Source organism: Microbacterium sp. 11MF (assembly GCF_000383475.1).
GTDB lineage: Bacteria > Actinomycetota > Actinomycetes > Actinomycetales > Microbacteriaceae > Microbacterium > Microbacterium aquilitoris.
This window is the reverse complement of record NZ_KB911461.1, coordinates 290,888-307,059: the sequence shown is the minus strand read 5'-3', so window position 1 is coordinate 307,059 and position 16,172 is coordinate 290,888. Positions and strand designations below refer to the sequence as shown.

At 71.6% G+C, this 16,172-nt stretch carries 18 protein-coding genes and 1 riboswitch; of the genes, 6 read left to right on the top strand and 12 right to left on the bottom strand.

Annotated elements, in window-relative coordinates; translation table 11 throughout:
• The first annotated feature begins 23 nt into the window (after positions 1 to 23).
• Entirely contained in the window at positions 24 to 1,442 is a 1,419-nt protein-coding gene (locus tag H286_RS0113540; protein WP_020098593.1) for a glycoside hydrolase family 1 protein, read from the top strand.
• A 1-nt stretch (position 1,443) separates the two neighbouring features.
• Here H286_RS0113540 and mmuM read toward each other — a convergent pair whose 3' ends face one another.
• Positions 1,444 to 2,367 (bottom strand): homocysteine S-methyltransferase, encoded by a 924-nt coding sequence (gene mmuM, locus H286_RS0113535; RefSeq protein WP_020098592.1) that lies wholly within the window; start codon positions 2,365 to 2,367, stop codon positions 1,444 to 1,446.
• Positions 2,368 to 2,414: 47 nt separating this feature from the next.
• On the opposite strand from mmuM, the gene H286_RS0113530 reads away from it, so the two are divergent.
• Both H286_RS0113530 and H286_RS0113525 read left to right on the top strand, forming a co-directional pair.
• Entirely contained in the window at positions 2,415 to 2,891 is a 477-nt protein-coding gene (locus H286_RS0113530; protein WP_028497528.1) for a GNAT family N-acetyltransferase, read from the top strand.
• Between the two features lie 46 nt (positions 2,892 to 2,937).
• Entirely contained in the window at positions 2,938 to 3,786 is an 849-nt protein-coding gene (locus H286_RS0113525) for a Cof-type HAD-IIB family hydrolase (RefSeq protein ID WP_020098590.1), read from the top strand.
• Between the two features lie 141 nt (positions 3,787 to 3,927).
• Here H286_RS0113525 and H286_RS0113520 read toward each other — a convergent pair whose 3' ends face one another.
• From H286_RS0113520 to H286_RS0113510, 3 genes are read right to left on the bottom strand one after another with little or no spacing between them, the layout of a single operon-like run.
• Positions 3,928 to 4,758, bottom strand: coding sequence for an SDR family oxidoreductase (locus tag H286_RS0113520; RefSeq protein ID WP_020098589.1), 831 nt, complete (start codon positions 4,756 to 4,758; stop codon positions 3,928 to 3,930).
• 15 nt (positions 4,759 to 4,773) lie between these two features.
• The gene (locus H286_RS0113515; RefSeq protein ID WP_020098588.1) at positions 4,774 to 5,544 is read right to left on the bottom strand and encodes an enoyl-CoA hydratase/isomerase family protein; all 771 of its coding nucleotides are present in this window, start codon (positions 5,542 to 5,544) and stop codon (positions 4,774 to 4,776) included.
• An 11-nt stretch (positions 5,545 to 5,555) separates the two neighbouring features.
• Entirely contained in the window at positions 5,556 to 6,317 is a 762-nt protein-coding gene (locus H286_RS0113510; RefSeq protein WP_020098587.1) for an SDR family NAD(P)-dependent oxidoreductase, read from the bottom strand.
• Positions 6,318 to 6,448: 131 nt separating this feature from the next.
• Between H286_RS0113510 and H286_RS0113505 the strand changes: the two genes are divergently transcribed.
• Positions 6,449 to 7,174 carry an aminoglycoside 3'-phosphotransferase gene (locus H286_RS0113505; protein ID WP_020098586.1) on the top strand — a complete coding sequence of 242 codons (726 nt, stop codon included), beginning with the start codon at positions 6,449 to 6,451 and terminating at the stop codon, positions 7,172 to 7,174.
• 4 nt (positions 7,175 to 7,178) lie between these two features.
• On the opposite strand, the gene H286_RS0113500 is transcribed toward H286_RS0113505, so the two are convergent.
• Positions 7,179 to 7,520, bottom strand: coding sequence for a hypothetical protein (locus tag H286_RS0113500; protein ID WP_020098585.1), 342 nt, complete (start codon positions 7,518 to 7,520; stop codon positions 7,179 to 7,181).
• Between the two features lie 121 nt (positions 7,521 to 7,641).
• Here H286_RS0113500 and H286_RS0113495 point away from each other — a divergent pair, with 121 nt between their 5' ends.
• Complete coding sequence (locus tag H286_RS0113495) at positions 7,642 to 8,145, top strand: GNAT family N-acetyltransferase (protein WP_020098584.1); 504 nt, start codon at positions 7,642 to 7,644, stop codon at positions 8,143 to 8,145.
• Between the two features lie 31 nt (positions 8,146 to 8,176).
• Here H286_RS0113495 and H286_RS0113490 read toward each other — a convergent pair whose 3' ends face one another.
• The 3 genes from H286_RS0113490 to H286_RS0113480 all read right to left on the bottom strand — a co-directional run bounded on the left by H286_RS0113490 (position 8,177) and on the right by H286_RS0113480 (position 11,066).
• The gene (locus H286_RS0113490; protein ID WP_020098583.1) at positions 8,177 to 8,971 is read right to left on the bottom strand and encodes an energy-coupling factor transporter transmembrane component T family protein; all 795 of its coding nucleotides are present in this window, start codon (positions 8,969 to 8,971) and stop codon (positions 8,177 to 8,179) included.
• Entirely contained in the window at positions 8,968 to 10,353 is a 1,386-nt protein-coding gene (locus H286_RS0113485; protein WP_020098582.1) for an ABC transporter ATP-binding protein, read from the bottom strand. The genes H286_RS0113490 and H286_RS0113485 overlap by 4 nt, the downstream gene beginning before the upstream one ends.
• 74 nt (positions 10,354 to 10,427) lie before the next feature.
• Positions 10,428 to 11,066 carry an ECF transporter S component gene (locus H286_RS0113480; protein WP_018187459.1) on the bottom strand — a complete coding sequence of 213 codons (639 nt, stop codon included), beginning with the start codon at positions 11,064 to 11,066 and terminating at the stop codon, positions 10,428 to 10,430.
• Positions 11,061 to 11,170, bottom strand: a riboswitch (TPP riboswitch). (Overlaps the previous gene by 6 nt.)
• A gap of 39 nt (positions 11,171 to 11,209) precedes the next feature.
• On the opposite strand from H286_RS0113480, the gene H286_RS0113475 reads away from it, so the two are divergent.
• Complete coding sequence (locus tag H286_RS0113475; RefSeq protein WP_020098581.1) at positions 11,210 to 12,604, top strand: D-alanyl-D-alanine carboxypeptidase family protein; 1,395 nt, start codon at positions 11,210 to 11,212, stop codon at positions 12,602 to 12,604.
• Positions 12,605 to 12,607: 3 nt separating this feature from the next.
• Here H286_RS0113475 and H286_RS0113470 read toward each other — a convergent pair whose 3' ends face one another.
• The 4 genes from H286_RS0113470 to H286_RS0113455 form a co-directional block, all read right to left on the bottom strand.
• Positions 12,608 to 13,540, bottom strand: a complete 933-nt coding sequence (locus H286_RS0113470; protein WP_020098580.1) for a J domain-containing protein — start codon at positions 13,538 to 13,540, stop codon at positions 12,608 to 12,610.
• 1 nt (position 13,541) lies between these two features.
• The gene (locus H286_RS0113465; RefSeq protein ID WP_020098579.1) at positions 13,542 to 14,603 is read right to left on the bottom strand and encodes an enoyl-CoA hydratase/isomerase family protein; all 1,062 of its coding nucleotides are present in this window, start codon (positions 14,601 to 14,603) and stop codon (positions 13,542 to 13,544) included.
• A gap of 66 nt (positions 14,604 to 14,669) precedes the next feature.
• Positions 14,670 to 15,146 carry a hypothetical protein gene (locus tag H286_RS0113460; RefSeq protein WP_020098578.1) on the bottom strand — a complete coding sequence of 159 codons (477 nt, stop codon included), beginning with the start codon at positions 15,144 to 15,146 and terminating at the stop codon, positions 14,670 to 14,672.
• A gap of 71 nt (positions 15,147 to 15,217) precedes the next feature.
• Entirely contained in the window at positions 15,218 to 16,045 is an 828-nt protein-coding gene (locus H286_RS0113455) for a uroporphyrinogen-III synthase (protein WP_018187464.1), read from the bottom strand.
• Between the last annotated feature and the right edge of the window lie 127 nt (positions 16,046 to 16,172).

Sequence of the window (16,172 nt, the reverse complement as noted above, 5' to 3'; positions counted from 1 at the left end):
ACGACACGACACGAAAGCGACTCATGAGCACCATCTCGTTCCCCGACGGCTTCCTCTGGGGCGGCGCGACCGCCGCGAACCAGCTCGAGGGCGCGTACCTCGAAGACGGCAAGGGACTCTCGATCCAGGACGTGATGCCGCAGGGCATCATGACCCCCCGGACCGACGGCCCGACGGACGACAACCTCAAGCAGGTCGGCATCGACTTCTACCACCGCTACGCCGAGGACATCGCGCTCTTCGCCGAGATGGGGTTCAAGACCTTCCGGTTCTCGATCGCCTGGAGCCGCATCTTCCCGAAGGGCGACGAGACCGAGCCCAACGAAGCCGGCCTCGCCTTCTACGACCGCGTCCTCGACGAGCTCGAGCGCCACGGCATCGAGCCGCTCGTCACGATCTCGCACTACGAGACCCCGCTGCACCTCGCCGAGACCTACGACGGCTGGGTCAACCGCGACATGATCGGCTTCTACGAGCGCTACGTGCGGACGCTGTTCACGCGATACGGCGCGCGCGTGAAGTACTGGCTGACCTTCAACGAGATCAACTCGATCGTCCACGCCCCGTTCATGTCGGGCGGCATCAACACTCCGAAGGACCAGCTGTCCCCCTCGGACCTGTACCAGGCGATCCACCACGAGCTCGTGGCATCCGCCCTGGCGACGAAGGCCGCCCGAGAGCTGGCGCCGAACGCGCAGGTCGGATGCATGGTGCTGTCGATGCCGGTCTACCCGCTGACGCCGAACCCCGACGATGTGTTCGCCGCCCTCACGACCGAGCGCGTGAACCTCGCCTTCGGTGACATCCACGTGCGCGGCGAGTACCCCGGCTACTACCTGCGGAGCCTGCGCGAACAGGGCGTCGAGCTGAACATCACCGACGAGGACCGGACGCTCCTCAAGGAGAACACCGTCGACTTCGTGTCGTTCAGCTACTACTCCTCGATCTGCGAGACGACCGACGAGTCGAAGCGCGTCATGGGCGAGGGGAACCTCTTCGGCGGCGTCAAGAACCCGACGCTCAAGGAGTCGGAGTGGGGCTGGCAGATAGACCCCGTGGGCCTTCGCCTCGTGCTCAACCAGTTCTGGGACCGCTGGCAGAAGCCGCTGTTCATCGTCGAGAACGGCCTCGGTGCGAAGGACCAGCTGGTCGAGGTCGACGGTGTGAAGACCGTCCAGGACGACTACCGCATCGCCTACCTGCAGGCGCACCTCGAGGCCGTCGGCGAGGCGATCGCCGACGGCGTGGATCTCATGGGCTACACGACGTGGGGCTGCATCGACCTCGTCTCGGCGTCGACGGCGCAGCTCAGCAAGCGGTACGGATTCATCTACGTCGACCGCAACGACGACGGATCGGGATCGCTCGAGCGTTACAAGAAGGCGTCGTTCGACTGGTACGCCGAGGTGATCCGCACCAACGGCGAATCGCTCTCGCGCTGACTCACCCCCCGATGCGGTCGTGGTTCGCCACGGCCGCATCGCTGTGTCCCGGGCCGCCGAGCCGTGCGGCGAGCGCCGCGATGTCGGCGGGGGTCGTCCGGCAGCATCCGCCGATGAGGCGGGCACCGGCATCCACCCATGCCTCCGCCTCGGTGAACGCCGCTCCCGCCTCGCCCCGCCAGGACCGGGATGCCGCGTCCCACGTCTCGCCGCTGTTCGGGTAGACGACGGCGGCCGTCCCCGTCGGCACACGGTCGAGCACGGTGGTGATGAGCGGCGGCGCGCAGCAGTTGGCGCCGACCGCGACGACGCCCGGGGCGGAGGCCGCCGCGGCGAGCGCGCCTGCGAGGCCGTCGCCCTCGAACGCCGTACTCGCTGCCGAGAGCGAGATCCATGCCGGGACGTCGATCCCCTCGAGCGCGAGGGCGATCGCCTCGACCTCGGCGGGAGAGGCGATGGTCTCGATAGCGAGCAGGTCGGGTCCCGCAACGGCGAGCACCTCGATCCGACGGCGATGCCAGCGGGCGAGGTCGGCGACCGTCATCCCGTAGTCGCCCGTGTACTCGCTGCCGTCGGCGCGCACGGCTCCGAAGGGACCGACGGATGCCGCGACCCGCGCCCGCCCCTCCGTCGCCTCGCGGGCGAGCCGGACCGACGCCGCGAGCAGCCCGTCGACGGCCGCCCCGTCGTACCCGGCCGCGCCGAGGTTGTCGTACCCGAGTTGGTACGAGGCGGTGGTGATCACCTCGGCGCCCGCAGCGACGAACTCGGCGTGCACGTCGCGGACGTCTCCGGGCGCGTCGATGAGGACGCCGGCCGACCAGAGCGCGCCGGTGAGATAGTGCCCCCGAGCCTCGAGCATCGTCCCGAGTCCCCCGTCCAGGATCAGGGGGCGGTCGGCGATCGCGGTGCGGACATCGGGCATGCGGTCACTTTAGGCTCGCGGGGCTTCGGCCCCGGTCCCGCATTACGATGAATGATGTGACGACTCCCCGCATCCGCCCGATCTCCGTCGACGACGCGGGCGAGGTCCTCACCCTGCAACGGGCCGCCTTCGTGCAGGAGGCGCTCATCTACAACGCGGTCGACATGCCGCCGCTCACGCAGACCCTCGACGAGGTGCGGGCCGAGCTCGAGGAGAACCTCGGCTGCGTCGCTCTCGAGGGCGAGCGCATCGTCGGCTGCGTGCGTGCCCGCGTCGACGGGGATCTGTTGCTCATCGGCCGCATCGCGATCGCCCCCGACCAGCAGGGTTCCGGGCTCGGCACGAGCCTGCTCACCGCGGTCGAGGAGCGGGGCCGTGAGGCCGGCGCGACGACGGCCGAGCTGTTCACCGGGTCGCTCAGCGAGGCGAACATCCGCCTGTACGAGCGCGAGGGGTACGAGGAGAGCGAGCGGGTGCCCGGGGGCGACGGCACCGAGCAGGTCTTCCTGCGCAAGAAGCTCTGACCCCGGCGCGCACCGGCCGTCCATCTCCATCCGGGAGAATGGAGGGATGACGCGCATCGCTTTCCTTGACGTGGACGGAACCATCCTCGAGCACGGGACGGCGATCGCCGACTCGACGATCACCGCCATCCGGACGGCGCGTGAGAACGGGCACCTGGTCTACCTCTGCACGGGACGCGCGGCGGGCGACATCCACCCCGAGGTCCGTGAGATCGGATACGACGGCGCCATCACGAACGGCGGCGCGTACGCCGTCCGCGGCGAGGAGCTGCTGTTCGCCGACCCGATGCCCCGCGAGGACACCGACCGGCTGATCTCGTACTTCGAGTCCGAGGACATCGACTTCTTCCTGCAGTCCGATGAAGCCGTCTTCGCGAGCGAGGGCGTCGGCGGGATGCTGGACGAGTACTTCGCCGAGCGCCGCAAGCGCCACCTCGAAGAGGCGCGCCGGCTCGGCCAGACCGACACGATCGAGCCGAAGCCGATCGTCACGTATCGACCCATCAGCGAAGCGAACCTCGACGCGATCGCGAAGACCACGTTCATCAGCAAGCGCTCCGACAGCGTCGACCGGGCCCAGGCCGACCTCGGCGACCGGTTCCACGTCATCCCCGGCAGCATCCCGCTCCCCGGCGGATCGAACGGCGAGATCGGCCTGCGCGGCGTGAACAAGGGGTCGGCGATCCTCCGGGTCCTCGACACGCTCGGCCTCGACGTCGCCGACGCGATCGGCATCGGCGACAGCTGGAACGACGCGGAGATGTTCGACGTCGTCGGCTCCCCTGTCGCGATGGGCAACGCCGACCCCGCCCTCAAGGAGCGCGCCGGGAACGTCACGACCGACGTGCTCGACGACGGCGTCTGGAACGCGTTCGTCAAGCTCGGCCTCGTCTGAGGCTGCGCGCGGCGGTCGATGCGCGTGCGCGGATGCGGCGGCGCCTGCGCGTGCGCGGATGCAATGGATCGGGCGCGACGCCCCGGCATCCGCTCGTGACCCTCGGCGTGTCGCGCCGAGACTCCTGCTTCCGCGAACGGGTCAGTCGAGGAAGATGTCGGGGAACAGCTCACTGTCGGGCGTGCCCGGCGTCGCCGCATAGCCCGAGAAGTCCGTGACACCGGCATCCCGCAAGACGTCCTCGACGATGAGCGACTGACCGGTGTATTCGCGGGCCGGCTTGCGGAGCACCTCGTACGCCGCGTCGGCGTAGACCTCGGGCGTGCGGCTGACCTTCATCATCCGGTCGCCGCCTAGGGCGAACTGCACGGCGGCCGTCGCGATTGTCGTCTGGGGCCAGAGGGTGTTGGCGGCGACGCCGTCCTTCGCGAACTCCGCCGCCATGCCGAGCGTCGCCATCGTCATGCCGTACTTCGCGAGCGTGTAGCCGGTGTGCGCGCCGAGCCATTTCGGCGACAGGTTGAGGGGCGGCGACAGCGAGAGGATGTGGGGGTTCGCGGCATCCTTCAGGATCGGCAGCGCCGCGCGCGACAGCATGAAGGTGCCGCGCACGTTGACGTCCTGCATGAGGTCGTACTTCTTCGCGGCGAGCTCGAGCGAGCCCGACAGGTCGATGACCGACGCGTTGTTGACGACGATGTCGATGCCGCCGAACTCGCCCTGCGTCTTCATGACGGCCTCGGTGATGTCGCCGTCGTCGCGGACGTCGCCGACGATGGGCAGCGCGTTGCCGCCGGCCGCACGGATCTGCTCCGCGGCGGAGTGCACGGTGCCCTCGAGCTTCGGGTGAGGCGTGTCGGTCTTGGCGAGCAGGGCGATGTTCGCGCCGTCACGGGCGGCGCGAAGGGCGATCGCGAGGCCGATGCCTCGGCTGCCGCCCGACATGAGGATGGTCTTTCCGGCGAGGGTCATGGGTTCTCCAGGGGATCAGGATCGACGCGAACGGGATGCCGCGGCGAACGCGGCGACGCGGGCTTTCGAGTCGGCGGTGTCGAACGCGGCGCCGATCGTGCGGGCCTCGTCGTCGAGGTTGTCGGCGAAGGACCGGTGCGCACCGGTGCGGACCAGGCGCTTCGCCTGGCCGAACGCGCCGGTGGCACCGTCGAGCCAGGTGCGCGCGATCTGCTCGGCACGCTCGCGGGGCTGGTCGACGACCTCCGCGACGAGCCCCCACTCGAGCGCCGTGGGCGCATCGATCGTCGTGTCGGTGAGGAGCAGCTGCAGTGCCCGACGCTGCCCGATCGCGGCGGGCAGGAGGGTCGAGACGCCGAGGTCGGGCGTGAGGCCGATGTTCGCGTACTTGCTGACGAACATGGCGCGCGGCGCGGCGACGACGTAGTCGGCCGTCAGCATCAGGCCGAGTCCACCGCCGGCGACCGCGCCCTGCACCGCGGCGACCATCGGGATCGATGACTCCACGAACGTCCGGATGCCGTCGTGGATGACCCCGGCCATCTCGGTGATCGTGTCGCCGCTGCCGCCCGAGGTCGCCATCTGCACGACGTCGCCACCGGCGCAGAAGGCCGGGCCCGCGGCATCCAGCACGATCGCCCCGACCGTGTCGTCGCTCGTCAGCTCGTGCGCGAGGTCGCGCCAGCGCGTGCCCATCTCGAAGTCCATCGCGTTCAGCGACGCGGGGCGGTTGAAGGTCAGCCGCGCGAGGGCGCCGTCGCGCTGCAGCAGGATCGTGTCGCTCATCGGTTCTCCACTCATCTGGGGGCCATGCGGATCGAGCCGTCGAGGCGGATCGTCTCGCCGTTGAGGTACCCGTTCTCGACGATGTGCTGCACGAGCGCCGCGTACTCGTCGGGCTTGCCGAGCCGGGCGGGATACGGCACCTGCTGACCGAGAGACTCCTGGGCCGCCTCGGGGAGGCCGGCGAGCATCGGGGTCTCCATGATCCCCGGTGCGATCGTGCAGACGCGGATGCCGGAGCGCGCCAGCTCGCGCGCGATCGGCAGGGTCATGGCGTGCACGCCGCCCTTGCTCGCGGAATACGCAGGCTGGCCGATCTGCCCGTCGAAGGCGGCGACGGACGCGGTGCCCACGATGACGCCGCGGTCCCCGGATGCCGTGGGTTCGGTCGCCGCCATCGCCGCCGCCGCGTGCGCGATGACGGTGTACGTGCCGATGAGGTTGATGCGGACGATTCGCTCGAAGTCCGCGACCGGGTTGGGCGACCCGTCCCGTGCGAGGACCTTCGCGGGCGGCGCGATCCCGGCGCAGTTGACGGCTACGCGAAGCGGGGCGACGGCGGATGCCGCGGCCACCGCGGCCTCGACCTGGGCGGCATCCGTCACATCGGCGGCGGCGAACGTCCCACCGAGCTCGGCCGCGATGTCGGCTCCGGCGGACGACGGCAGGTCGACGATGACGACGTGCGCGCCCTGCGCGGCGAGGCGGCAAGCGGTGGCGAGCCCGAGCCCGCTGGCTCCCCCGGTGACGACGGCGGATGATCCGGCGATGTCCATGCGCTCTCCTTCGAACGGTATCGGGTTCCACCCGACGCGCGACTGGGTGCCACGGCGACGGGATGCCTCCAGGCTAGCCGTCCCACGCTGCGGGCACGACAAACCCGTCCCCGCAACGGCAGGATGAGGGGATGTCGATCCCGCAGCACGACGCTCCGGTGCCGCCGATCGCGCGCCGGCTCGCGCGCGGCGCGGCCCTGACGCCGGTCTGGACCAACAAGCTCGGCGGGATGACGCTGCGCACCGACGACGAGCGTTACATCAAGATCGGACCGGTCCACCTCGAGACCTCGATGTCCGACGAGGCCGAACGGCTGGCCTGGGCTGCGCCGTACATCCGCGTACCGACCGTCGTCGAGCAGGGCGACGACGGTGAGACCGAGTGGCTCGTCACCAGATCGATCGCCGGGCTCTCGGCGGTGCACCCCGACTGGGTGGCGCGTCCCGAGACGGCGGTCCGGGCAATCGGCGAGGGCCTTCGCGCGCTGCACGAGAGCCTGCCCGTGGCATCCTGCCCCTTCGATTGGACCGTGCCGTCGCGGGTCGCGAACGCGGCGGAACGGGGTGTCGTCGTGCCGGCCGACCTTCGGGACGGGCCGCCGATCGAGCAGCTCGTCGTGTGCCACGGCGACGCGTGCGCGCCGAACACGCTGATCGGCGACCACGGCCGGTGGAGCGGTCACGTGGACCTGGGGCAGCTCGGACTCGGTGACCGCTGGGGCGACATCGCCGTTGCGGCGATGAGCACCGGCTGGAACTACGGCCCCGGCTGGGACGCTCTGCTGCTCGAGGCGTACGGCGTCGACCCCGACGAGGAACGCCTCGCGTACTACCGCGACCTGTGGAACGCGACGTGAGGCGTCACCGTATGGCGGCGTCGAACACCGCCACCGCGGCGAGGTAGCCGGCGACGACGAGGGCCGTCGAGACGAGCGACACCCAGGCGAGGTCCCGGCCGGCCCGGCGGGCGACGACCGCCGCGGACACGGTGACGAGGATGCTCGCTACCACCGCCGCGACGAACAGCATGCCCGCGGCATCCGCTGCAGCCCCGTCGCACGACGCCCCGCAGGCACCGCCGGCGAAGACGGTGTGGAAGAACCAGAGCACCGCGGTGACGACGATCGCGAGCACCTGGATGACGGCGACCGCGAGGACCGCGGCCACCCCGGTGGGGCGCGACGCTGCGGTGCCGGCGGTCATACCGCGGACGCTACCAGCCCGGGGGTGGTTCGCTCGCGCCGAAGGGCGACGCGCGGCGCGGAACACCCGCCACATGGCGCGAGCGAAGACCGACCCGCGGCCGGGCGCATAGGCTCGTCCGGTGAGCGAACGGACGAGCACCGGACCCCGCCTCCTCGAGGTCGCGTGGGACGACCCGCGTGCGACGGCACTCCGAGACGAGTTGGATGCCGACCTCGGCGCCCGCTACGACGGGTTCCACGGCGACGAGCCGGCCGAACGCCGCGCCGCCCGCTCCCGCGCGCTCGCGATGCACCCGGATGACATCGTCTCGACGCTGATCGCGGTGGATGCCGACGGCACCCCCACGGGCCACGTCATCCTCCGCCGCCTCGGCGACGAATGGGAGATCAAGCGACTCGTCGTCACCGCGGCGGCCCGGGGTCGCGGCATCGCACGCGCCCTCATGCATGCTGCCCTCGACCGGGCCCGCACGGGCGGCGCGGAGCGCGTCATCCTGCAGACCGGCATCCCGCAGCCCGAATCGGTCGCCCTCTACGAGTCGCTCGGGTTCACCCGCATCCCGGTCTACGAGCCGTACGCCGAGACGATGCCCCGCTCGATCTGCTTCGCGTACGTGTGCTGAGGGCGCCCGCGCGACGGATGCGCCAGGCGCGTCACATCCAGACGAACCGGAACGAGCCGACGGCCACCGCAACGCCGATCGCCGCCGCCATGATCGCGAGGGCGCCGACCACGGCGACAGCGTCCCGCAACGAGAGCCGTGACGTGCGCGCCCACGTGCGCTCGATCGCCGAGCCGAACCCGCGGGCCTCCATCGCCGTCGCGAGTCTCGTCCCGCGTCGCACCGCGAACACGAGCAGCACGAACGCCATCGAGAAGAACCGGCGCACCGCGTTCCTGTCCCCCACGCCGCGGGCCCGCCGCGCGAGCCGCATCGCGCGCCAATCGTCGACGAACAGGCCGAGCGTCCGCGTGCCGGCCAGAACGCCGAGCACGAGCCGCGCCGGCAGCCGCACGATCTGGGCGAGGGCGGCCGCGAGCTCGATCGGATCGACGCGGCTGAACAGCAGGATCGTCGGCAGGGCCAACGCGATGACGCGGATGCCGACGGCCACCGCGAAGGCGATGGAGTCGTCGCTGATTGTGGCGTACCAGAACGACGCGTAGACCCGACCGCCCGGTTCCGCGTAGAGCAGCATGCTGAGCCCCGCGACCGGCATGAGGACGAGGATCGGCGCCATACGGCGGAGGACCGTCCCGACGCCGATGCCGGTCAGGGGGATGCAGAGCGTCAGGAGCACGACCGCGACCGCTGCGCTGACCGCGTCGATCGTCGTCAGCAGCGGGATCGACAGGACGAAGGCGATCAGGATGCGGACGGCCGGGTTCACGCCGTCGAGCCAGGCGTCCCGCCTCGCCGTCTCGATGCCGGAGCGCGCGAGCGTCATGACGCCACCACCCCGAGGTCGATGCGCTGTCCGCCCAGCAGCCGGACGACGTCCTCGTCGTGGGTGACCGCGACGACCGCCCGGCCGCCGGCGATCTGCTCCTGCAGGAGCGCGACGATGCCCGCCCACCCGCGGCGGTCCTGCCCGAACGTCGGCTCGTCGAGGACGATGACCTCGGGGGACGTGGCGAGAACCGTGGCGACCGACAGCCGCCGCTTCTGCCCGCCCGACAGGGTGAACGGATTCGCCCTCGCGAGCGCGGCGAGCCCGAGCCTGTCGAGCAGGCCGTCGACGACCGCATCGATCTCAGCGGCGGGCAGCTTCAGCGCGCGCGGACCGACCTCGAGCTCGGCGCGGACGGTCGATGCGAGGAACTGGTGCTCGGGGTCCTGGAAGACGGTGCCGATGCGGGTGAGCAGCTCGCGCGAGGTCCACCGCGACGGCCGCGGGCCCTTCCGTCCCGACGGGACGACGACGGCCTCGACCGTGCCGGCGAACTCGGGCAGGAGCCCCGCGAGGGTGAGGGCGAGGGTCGACTTGCCGACGCCGTTCGGACCGGTGACGACGGATGCCGCGCCTGCCGACACGTCGATGTCGAGTCCCTCGCGCACCGGGGTCCGCCCGTCGCGCGAGACAGCGAGCCCGCGAGCGCGGAGGGCGACCGGACCGCCCGCCGCGGCCGACGGCAGCGCGGGGAGGTCGACGGGATGCCCCGGCAGCCAGACCCCCGCGGCGAGGAGCGCGTCGGCGTGACGCGTGAACACCTCGGCGGGCGTGCCGTCGGCGAGGAGACCCCCGTCCGCGTCGAGCACGACGACGCGCGTCATCAGGTCGACCCAGACGTCCGTGCGGTGCTCGATGACGACGAGCGTGGCGCCGGTGGCATCCACCGCCCGCCCCACCGCGGCCCGGACCTCTCGCACCCCCACGGGGTCGAGGTTGGCGGTCGGCTCGTCGAGCAGGAGCAGGCCGGGATCCATCGCCAGCACGCCCGCGATCGCGAGGCGCTGCTTCTGTCCGCCCGAGAGCTTCGCCGTCTCGCGGTCCAGGGGCACGTCGAGACCGACGGCGTCGAGCGACGCGCGCACCCGCTCGGGGATGCGCTCGGGCGGGACGCCGAGGTTCTCGCACCCGAAGGCGACGTCGTCGCCGACACGGGACAGGACAACACCGGCGTCGGGGTCCTGCAACACGAGCCCGACCCGGCCGCGCTGGGTGGTCGGGTCGGCACCGTCGACGGTCATCCGCCCCGACGTCGTTCCGTCCTCGTCGCCGCCGAGCAGACCGGCCATCCCGGCGAGGAGCGTCGACTTGCCTGCACCCGACGCACCGAGGAGCAGCACGCGCTCCCCGGGCGCGATGTCGAGATCGACCTCGCGCACGGCGGGGAGGCGCCGGCCGGCGTAGCGCCAACCCCACCCGCGGGCGCGCAGTCCCGCGGGCCGGGACCCGCCGGTCAGACCTCGTCCGCCTGTTCTCGACCGGCCGCGAACCGGCTGAGTGCGCCGGTCTTGGCGAGGGCGCGGACGAGCAGCCACCCCACGACACCGGCGAGCGCGATGCCCGAGACGATGATCGTGCCGAGGTAGATGAGGTTGAACTCGAGCGTCTTGGCGATGTTGGGCGACGAGCCGAAGAAGAACTCGAAGATCCAGGCCGCGACGCCCGCGCCGACGCCCGCGAGTGCGGCCACCCCGATTCCGAAGCGGCGGTAGAGGAACACGGCGAAGATGAGCTCCGCGCCGAGACCCTGCACGAGACCCGACAGCAGGGTCGAGGCGCCCCAGACGTTGCCGATGATCATCGACACCACGGCGGCGACGACCTCGACCAGCAGCGCGGCACCGGGCTTGCGGATGACGAGACCGCCGATGACACCGCCGATCAGCCAGATGCCGACGGCGAAGCCGCCGAGGCCGGGGGTCGCGGCATCCATCACCTCGAACCAGCCGTAGCCGACCCCGTTCCAGAACCAGAACAGGAGTCCGACGGCGACGCCGAGGACGGCGGCGACGACGATGTCGACGACGCGCCAGCGGGAGCGGTTCGGTGACGAAGCGGTGAGCGTGTCGGTTTCGGACGCGACAGCATGCATGTGTGTTCTCCTCCCTGCGCCGGCATGATCCGGATCAGGTTCGACGGTCGAAGCGTGGGTCGCTTCCTCTCAGCCCGGCTCACCGGACTCCCGTGGTTGTGGGTCGAGTATAGCCGCAGCCCCGGGCGCGATACCGTGGTCCCGTGACCGTGGACGACGCCGCTACCCGCACGCGCCGGCCCCGGCGCACCCGACCCTCCGACGACCCCGCGCCGGCGACGAGGCTCGCTCTCGCCTGGGTCGACGACGACGGGCATCCGACGACCCGCGTCGCCCCGGCGACGGGCGGGGCGGCGTACGACCTGCTGCCGCCGATGCGACGTCGGCGGCGGATCCGCGGACGCGTGATCGGGATTCCCGCGCTCGCGATCGTCGCCCTTGCGACGACCTACACGACGGCCATGCTGCTCTGGCCGCTCTCGTCCACCACAGCGACGGCGACGGCGACCGAAACGGCGCCGCTGGCCGGTGCTCCGAGCGCCATCTCGTGGCCCGCCGCCGGCGAGGCCGCGGTCGGCATCGACGGCTTCCCCGCGGCGGTCTCGTCGAACGATCCCGCACAGATGGCGAGCACCACGAAGCTCGTCACCGCCCTCGTCATCCTCGATCAGAAGCCGCTCGCGTCCGGCGAGCAGGGGCCCGCCTACGACTTCGGTTTCGCGGACCGGCAGGAGTACTGGCGCTACGTCGCGCAGAACCAGTCGGCCCTGAACGTGCCCGACGACGGCTCCCTCTCCGAGTACCAGATGCTCCAGGGCATGCTGATGGCGTCGGCCAGCAACTACGCGAACCGTCTCGCGACCGACGCGTTCGGCTCCGTCGCCGACTACGCGACGGCTGCCGATGCGTGGCTCGAGAAGAACGGCCTCGACGGCATCACGGTGACGGATGCCTCCGGCTACGACCGCGGCAACGTGGCGACCCCGGCGGCGATGATCGCGCTGGCCGAGAAGGCCCTCGAGAACCCGGTGATCGCCGAGATCGTCGGGACCAAGACCGCGGAGCTCCCCGGCGCGGGGACGTTCGAGAACACCAACGCCCTCCTCGGCACGGACGGCGTCGTGGGGCTGAAGACCGGTAGCTACGCGGGGTACTACAACCTCGTCGCCGCGCAGAAGATCGACGTCGGCGGCATCCCCACGACCATTTTCGCCTCGGTCGCCGGGCAGCTCACGAACGATGCGCGTGCCGGCGAGGCCGAGCGCCTGCTCGGCGACCTCGCCGACGAGGCCGCTGCTCCGACGGTCCTTCCGGCGGGGACCGTCGTCGGTGAGGCCAGGACGGCGTGGGGCGCGAAGAGCCGCATCGTCACGGAGAAGGATGCGTCGCTGCTGCTGTGGAACGGCGCGACCGCGAAGAGCGCGGCATCCTTCGACGTCGAGGGCGATGCGACGGCAGGCGCGGACGCCGGAGACCTCACGCTGACGGGTCCGGCAGCCGAGGTCGAGGTGCCGCTCAGGGTCGAGAAAGCCCTGCCCGGCCCCGACGCCTGGTGGCGGCTGACGCACCCGCTCGAACTCACGGGCATCGGCGGCTGACGCTCAGGCGAACCGGACCGTCTGCTGCAGTCGGGTCCGCACGTCGAACAGCTCGTTGCCGCCGATCTCGCGCGCTCCGCTGACGCCACGGCGGAGCACCGTCGCGAGGGCGCTGCGGGCGACGACGGCCACGGGGAGACCCTTCACCTTGCCGAGCTCCTCGACCGCCGAGACGACGTCGTCGTCGGGCAGGACGACGAGCGCCGCACTGAACTTCACCTTCGCCGCGCGGCCGAGCCCGCGCGCCGCGAGCACGAGCTGCGCGACCGGCGAGCCCACGACCGCGTCGCCCTCGATCTCGCCCCGGCGGGTGCGGACGGGCGCTCCGAAGTCCTCCGAGAGAACGGCGTACAGGCCGCTCGGGCCCAGCACGATGTGATCGAGCTTCACGTCGGGATCGCGGCGGTCGGCGGCGACGTCGTGCCAGACCGTGTACCCCATCCCGAGCTCGGCGACGATGCGCGCCGTAGCCTCCTCGGCGAGCGCGTCCGCCAAGAGCCGCCGCACCTCGTGAGGGGCGCTCCGCACCAGGGCCGGGTCGTACGGATCGGGCAGGTCGACGCCGCGGCCGGCCCACTCGCGGATCAGGTCGAGGTAGCGTTCGCGGCGCCAGCCGCCGGGCTGTCCGAACGACCGGGCGCGCGGCCGGGTGTCGGTCTGGCGCGCGGCCGGACGCCACATCGGAGCGGACGCGTCGGGCGCGTACGACACGGTGTCTCCGAACCCCTGCCCCCGGTCGTACGAGGCGCGCGCCTCGGCGGTGCCGACGAGTTCCCACGCACGCTGCACCTGGACGAACTGAGCGGCGTCGCCGCCGGTGTCGGGGTGGGTCTGCCTCAGACGCAGGCGATAGGCCTTGCGGAGATCGTCGTCGGTCGCATCGACCGCGACGCCGAGCACCTCGTAGGCCGAGGCGGAGAGAGGACTGTCGAACACGTCAGCTCCAGAGGGGGACGGTGGGGGCGGACGACAGCGCCTGCGCCGCCGTGCCCGCAGGGACCTCGGCCAGGGTCGCCGGCCGCCACCGGGGCGAGCGATCCTTGTCGACGAGCTGCGCGCGGATGCCCTCGACGAGGTCGGGCTGCGTCCGCCCGAACCACTCGACCAGGGCGTACTCCTGCGCGAGCGCCGCCCGCAGCCCGGGCACCCCTCGGGCGGACCGCACGGCGGCCAGGGTCACGATGAGTGCCGTCGGCGCCTGGGTCTCGAGCTCGTCCGCGGTGGCGCGGGCATCCGCTTCGGGCCGCGCCCGCAGGCGCACGATGACGTCGGCGACCGTCTCAGCCGCGAAGGCGTCGTCGATCCAGCCGCGCGCCGACGCCAGGCGCGACGGTTCGGGCGTCTCATCGAACAGCATCGTGATCTCGGTCGGGGTGTCGGGGTCGGCGCGCGTGACGAGCGCGTGGCGGACGTCGTCCAGCCGATCGGCGGGCACGAGGTGGTCGGCGAATCCGGCGTAGATCGCGTCGGCGGCATCCATCGTCCTGCCCGTCAGCGCGAGGTACTCGCCGATGCGGCCGGGAGCGTGCGCGAGCAGCCACGAGCCGCCGACATCGGGGGTGAAACCGATGCGCGTCTCGGGCATCGCCAGGCGCGAACGCTCGGTCACGATGCGCACCGAGGCGTGACCGGCCAAGCCGATCCCCCCGCCCATCGTGACGCCGTCGGCGAAGACCACGATCTGCTTCGGGTAAGCGGCGATGCGCGCATTGAGCGCGTACTCGTCTCGGAAGAAGCCCATCGCGGCCTCGGCATCTCCCGCCAGGATCTGCTCGCGGAGGGTCCGGACATCGCCGCCGGCGCAAAAGCCGCGGTCACCCGCGCCGTCGAGCAGGACGAGGCGGATGTCGGGATGGTGCTCCCAGCGGTCGAGCGCGTCGGCGATGCCGCGGATCATGCCGTGGTCGACGGCGTTGATCGCTTCGGGCCGGTCGAGGGTGATGCGCCCGACACTGCCCTCCGCACGGACGAGCAGAGGGGATGCCGCGGGTTCACTCACCCGGGCAACGTTACCGGGCCGCTCCCCCGCACCGGCCGAGAGCGGCGTCGGTCAGGACTGTACCGGTCAGGCTTGCGCCGGGCGCGGCGCGCGACGCCGGGACGGCCGGCCCGTCGGGCCCGCCGAGGCATCGCCGCTCTGCACCGGGATCTCGGTCGTGACGAGCTGGACGACGTCGGTCGGCTCATCCTCGACGTCGAGGCGGAGCGCCTGCACGAGCGCCAGACCGTGGCGGGTCGTGATCACGAGCCGCTGGAACTCCGCGTCGCCCTCGAGGTCGATCACGACCGACGGCCTCCGACGCCGGACGAGGACGAAATCGTCGCCGCCGGCGGAACGCCAGACCCCCATGGCAACCGTCCGGGGGACGACGGTGCCGGGAGCGGGGACGCCGCGCAGCCACGTCCACGGATCGTCGACGAGCTGCACCTTGACGATGTGCGCGCGCTCGACGCGGACGGCATCCTTGCGGAACGCCAGCACACGCTCGGTGGCGGAGAGCGCGACCTCCAGTCGCGACGAATCGAGCAGCAGCGTCACCATGGGATCAGTCTGCCAAACGCATCCACCGCGACGGATGCCCGAGCCGCAACGATACGGTCTCGACCACGGCCTCAGCCCTGGATTCGGGGGAACGAACCGGTGGGAGGGGCGAGTTCGTCGATCGCGTGCGGGAGCGGGAACTGACCGACGGCGGCGATGAGACCGGCGACCGTCTGCTCCTTCGCCGTGACGCTGACGCCGAGGCCCGCACGCCGTGCATCCTTCGCGGTACGGGGGCCGATGGCGGCGATGACGGTCGCCTCGGGGATCTCGGGGAACTGCTCGTACACCTGCTCGGCGACCGATCCGCTCGTGACGAGGATCGCGTTGATGCGTCCGGAACGGACATCGGTGGCGACCTTGTCGGTCACGGGCACGCCGACGGTGCGGTACGCGATGACGCTCCGGACGTCGTGCCCCGCCTCTTCGAGCAGTCGGGTCAGGACGGGTTTGGCGAGTTCGCTGCGAAGCGTGAGCACGCGCATCGGGTCGGGCTCGAGCGCGATGAGCTGAGCGGCCATGCCGGCGGCGGAGTTGTCCTCCTCGGGGACGAGATCCACGCGGTAGCCGACGGCGCCGAGAGCGGCGGCGGTCGTCTCGCCGACGGCGGCCACGCGCGTCGTGTGCGGGATGACCGCTCGGTACGCATGCAGGACGTCGACCGTGGTCGAGCTCGTGAGGGTCACCCAGTCGAACGCGCCTGAGGCGAGGTCGCGGAGTGCGGATTCGAGGTCGGTCGGGTCTTCGGAGGGTGCGAAGTTGATGAGCGGGGCGATGACCGGCGTCGCTCCCTGGGCACGCAGAGCGGCGGCGACGCTGTCACCCCAGGGACCTCCGCGCGGGACGAGCACACGCCAGCCCTTGAGGGGCTTCGGTGCTGTCGCAGCGGATGTGTTCATGGTTCGACTCTCGTATAGGCGGTGGCCGCCCCGCAGCGAGACGGCCGACGCTCATCGACATGAGCGCGGATGCGCACGTTCGGGACCGTGTCGTCGGCAGCACTCGCGCCGTCGCCGCTGCCTGTTC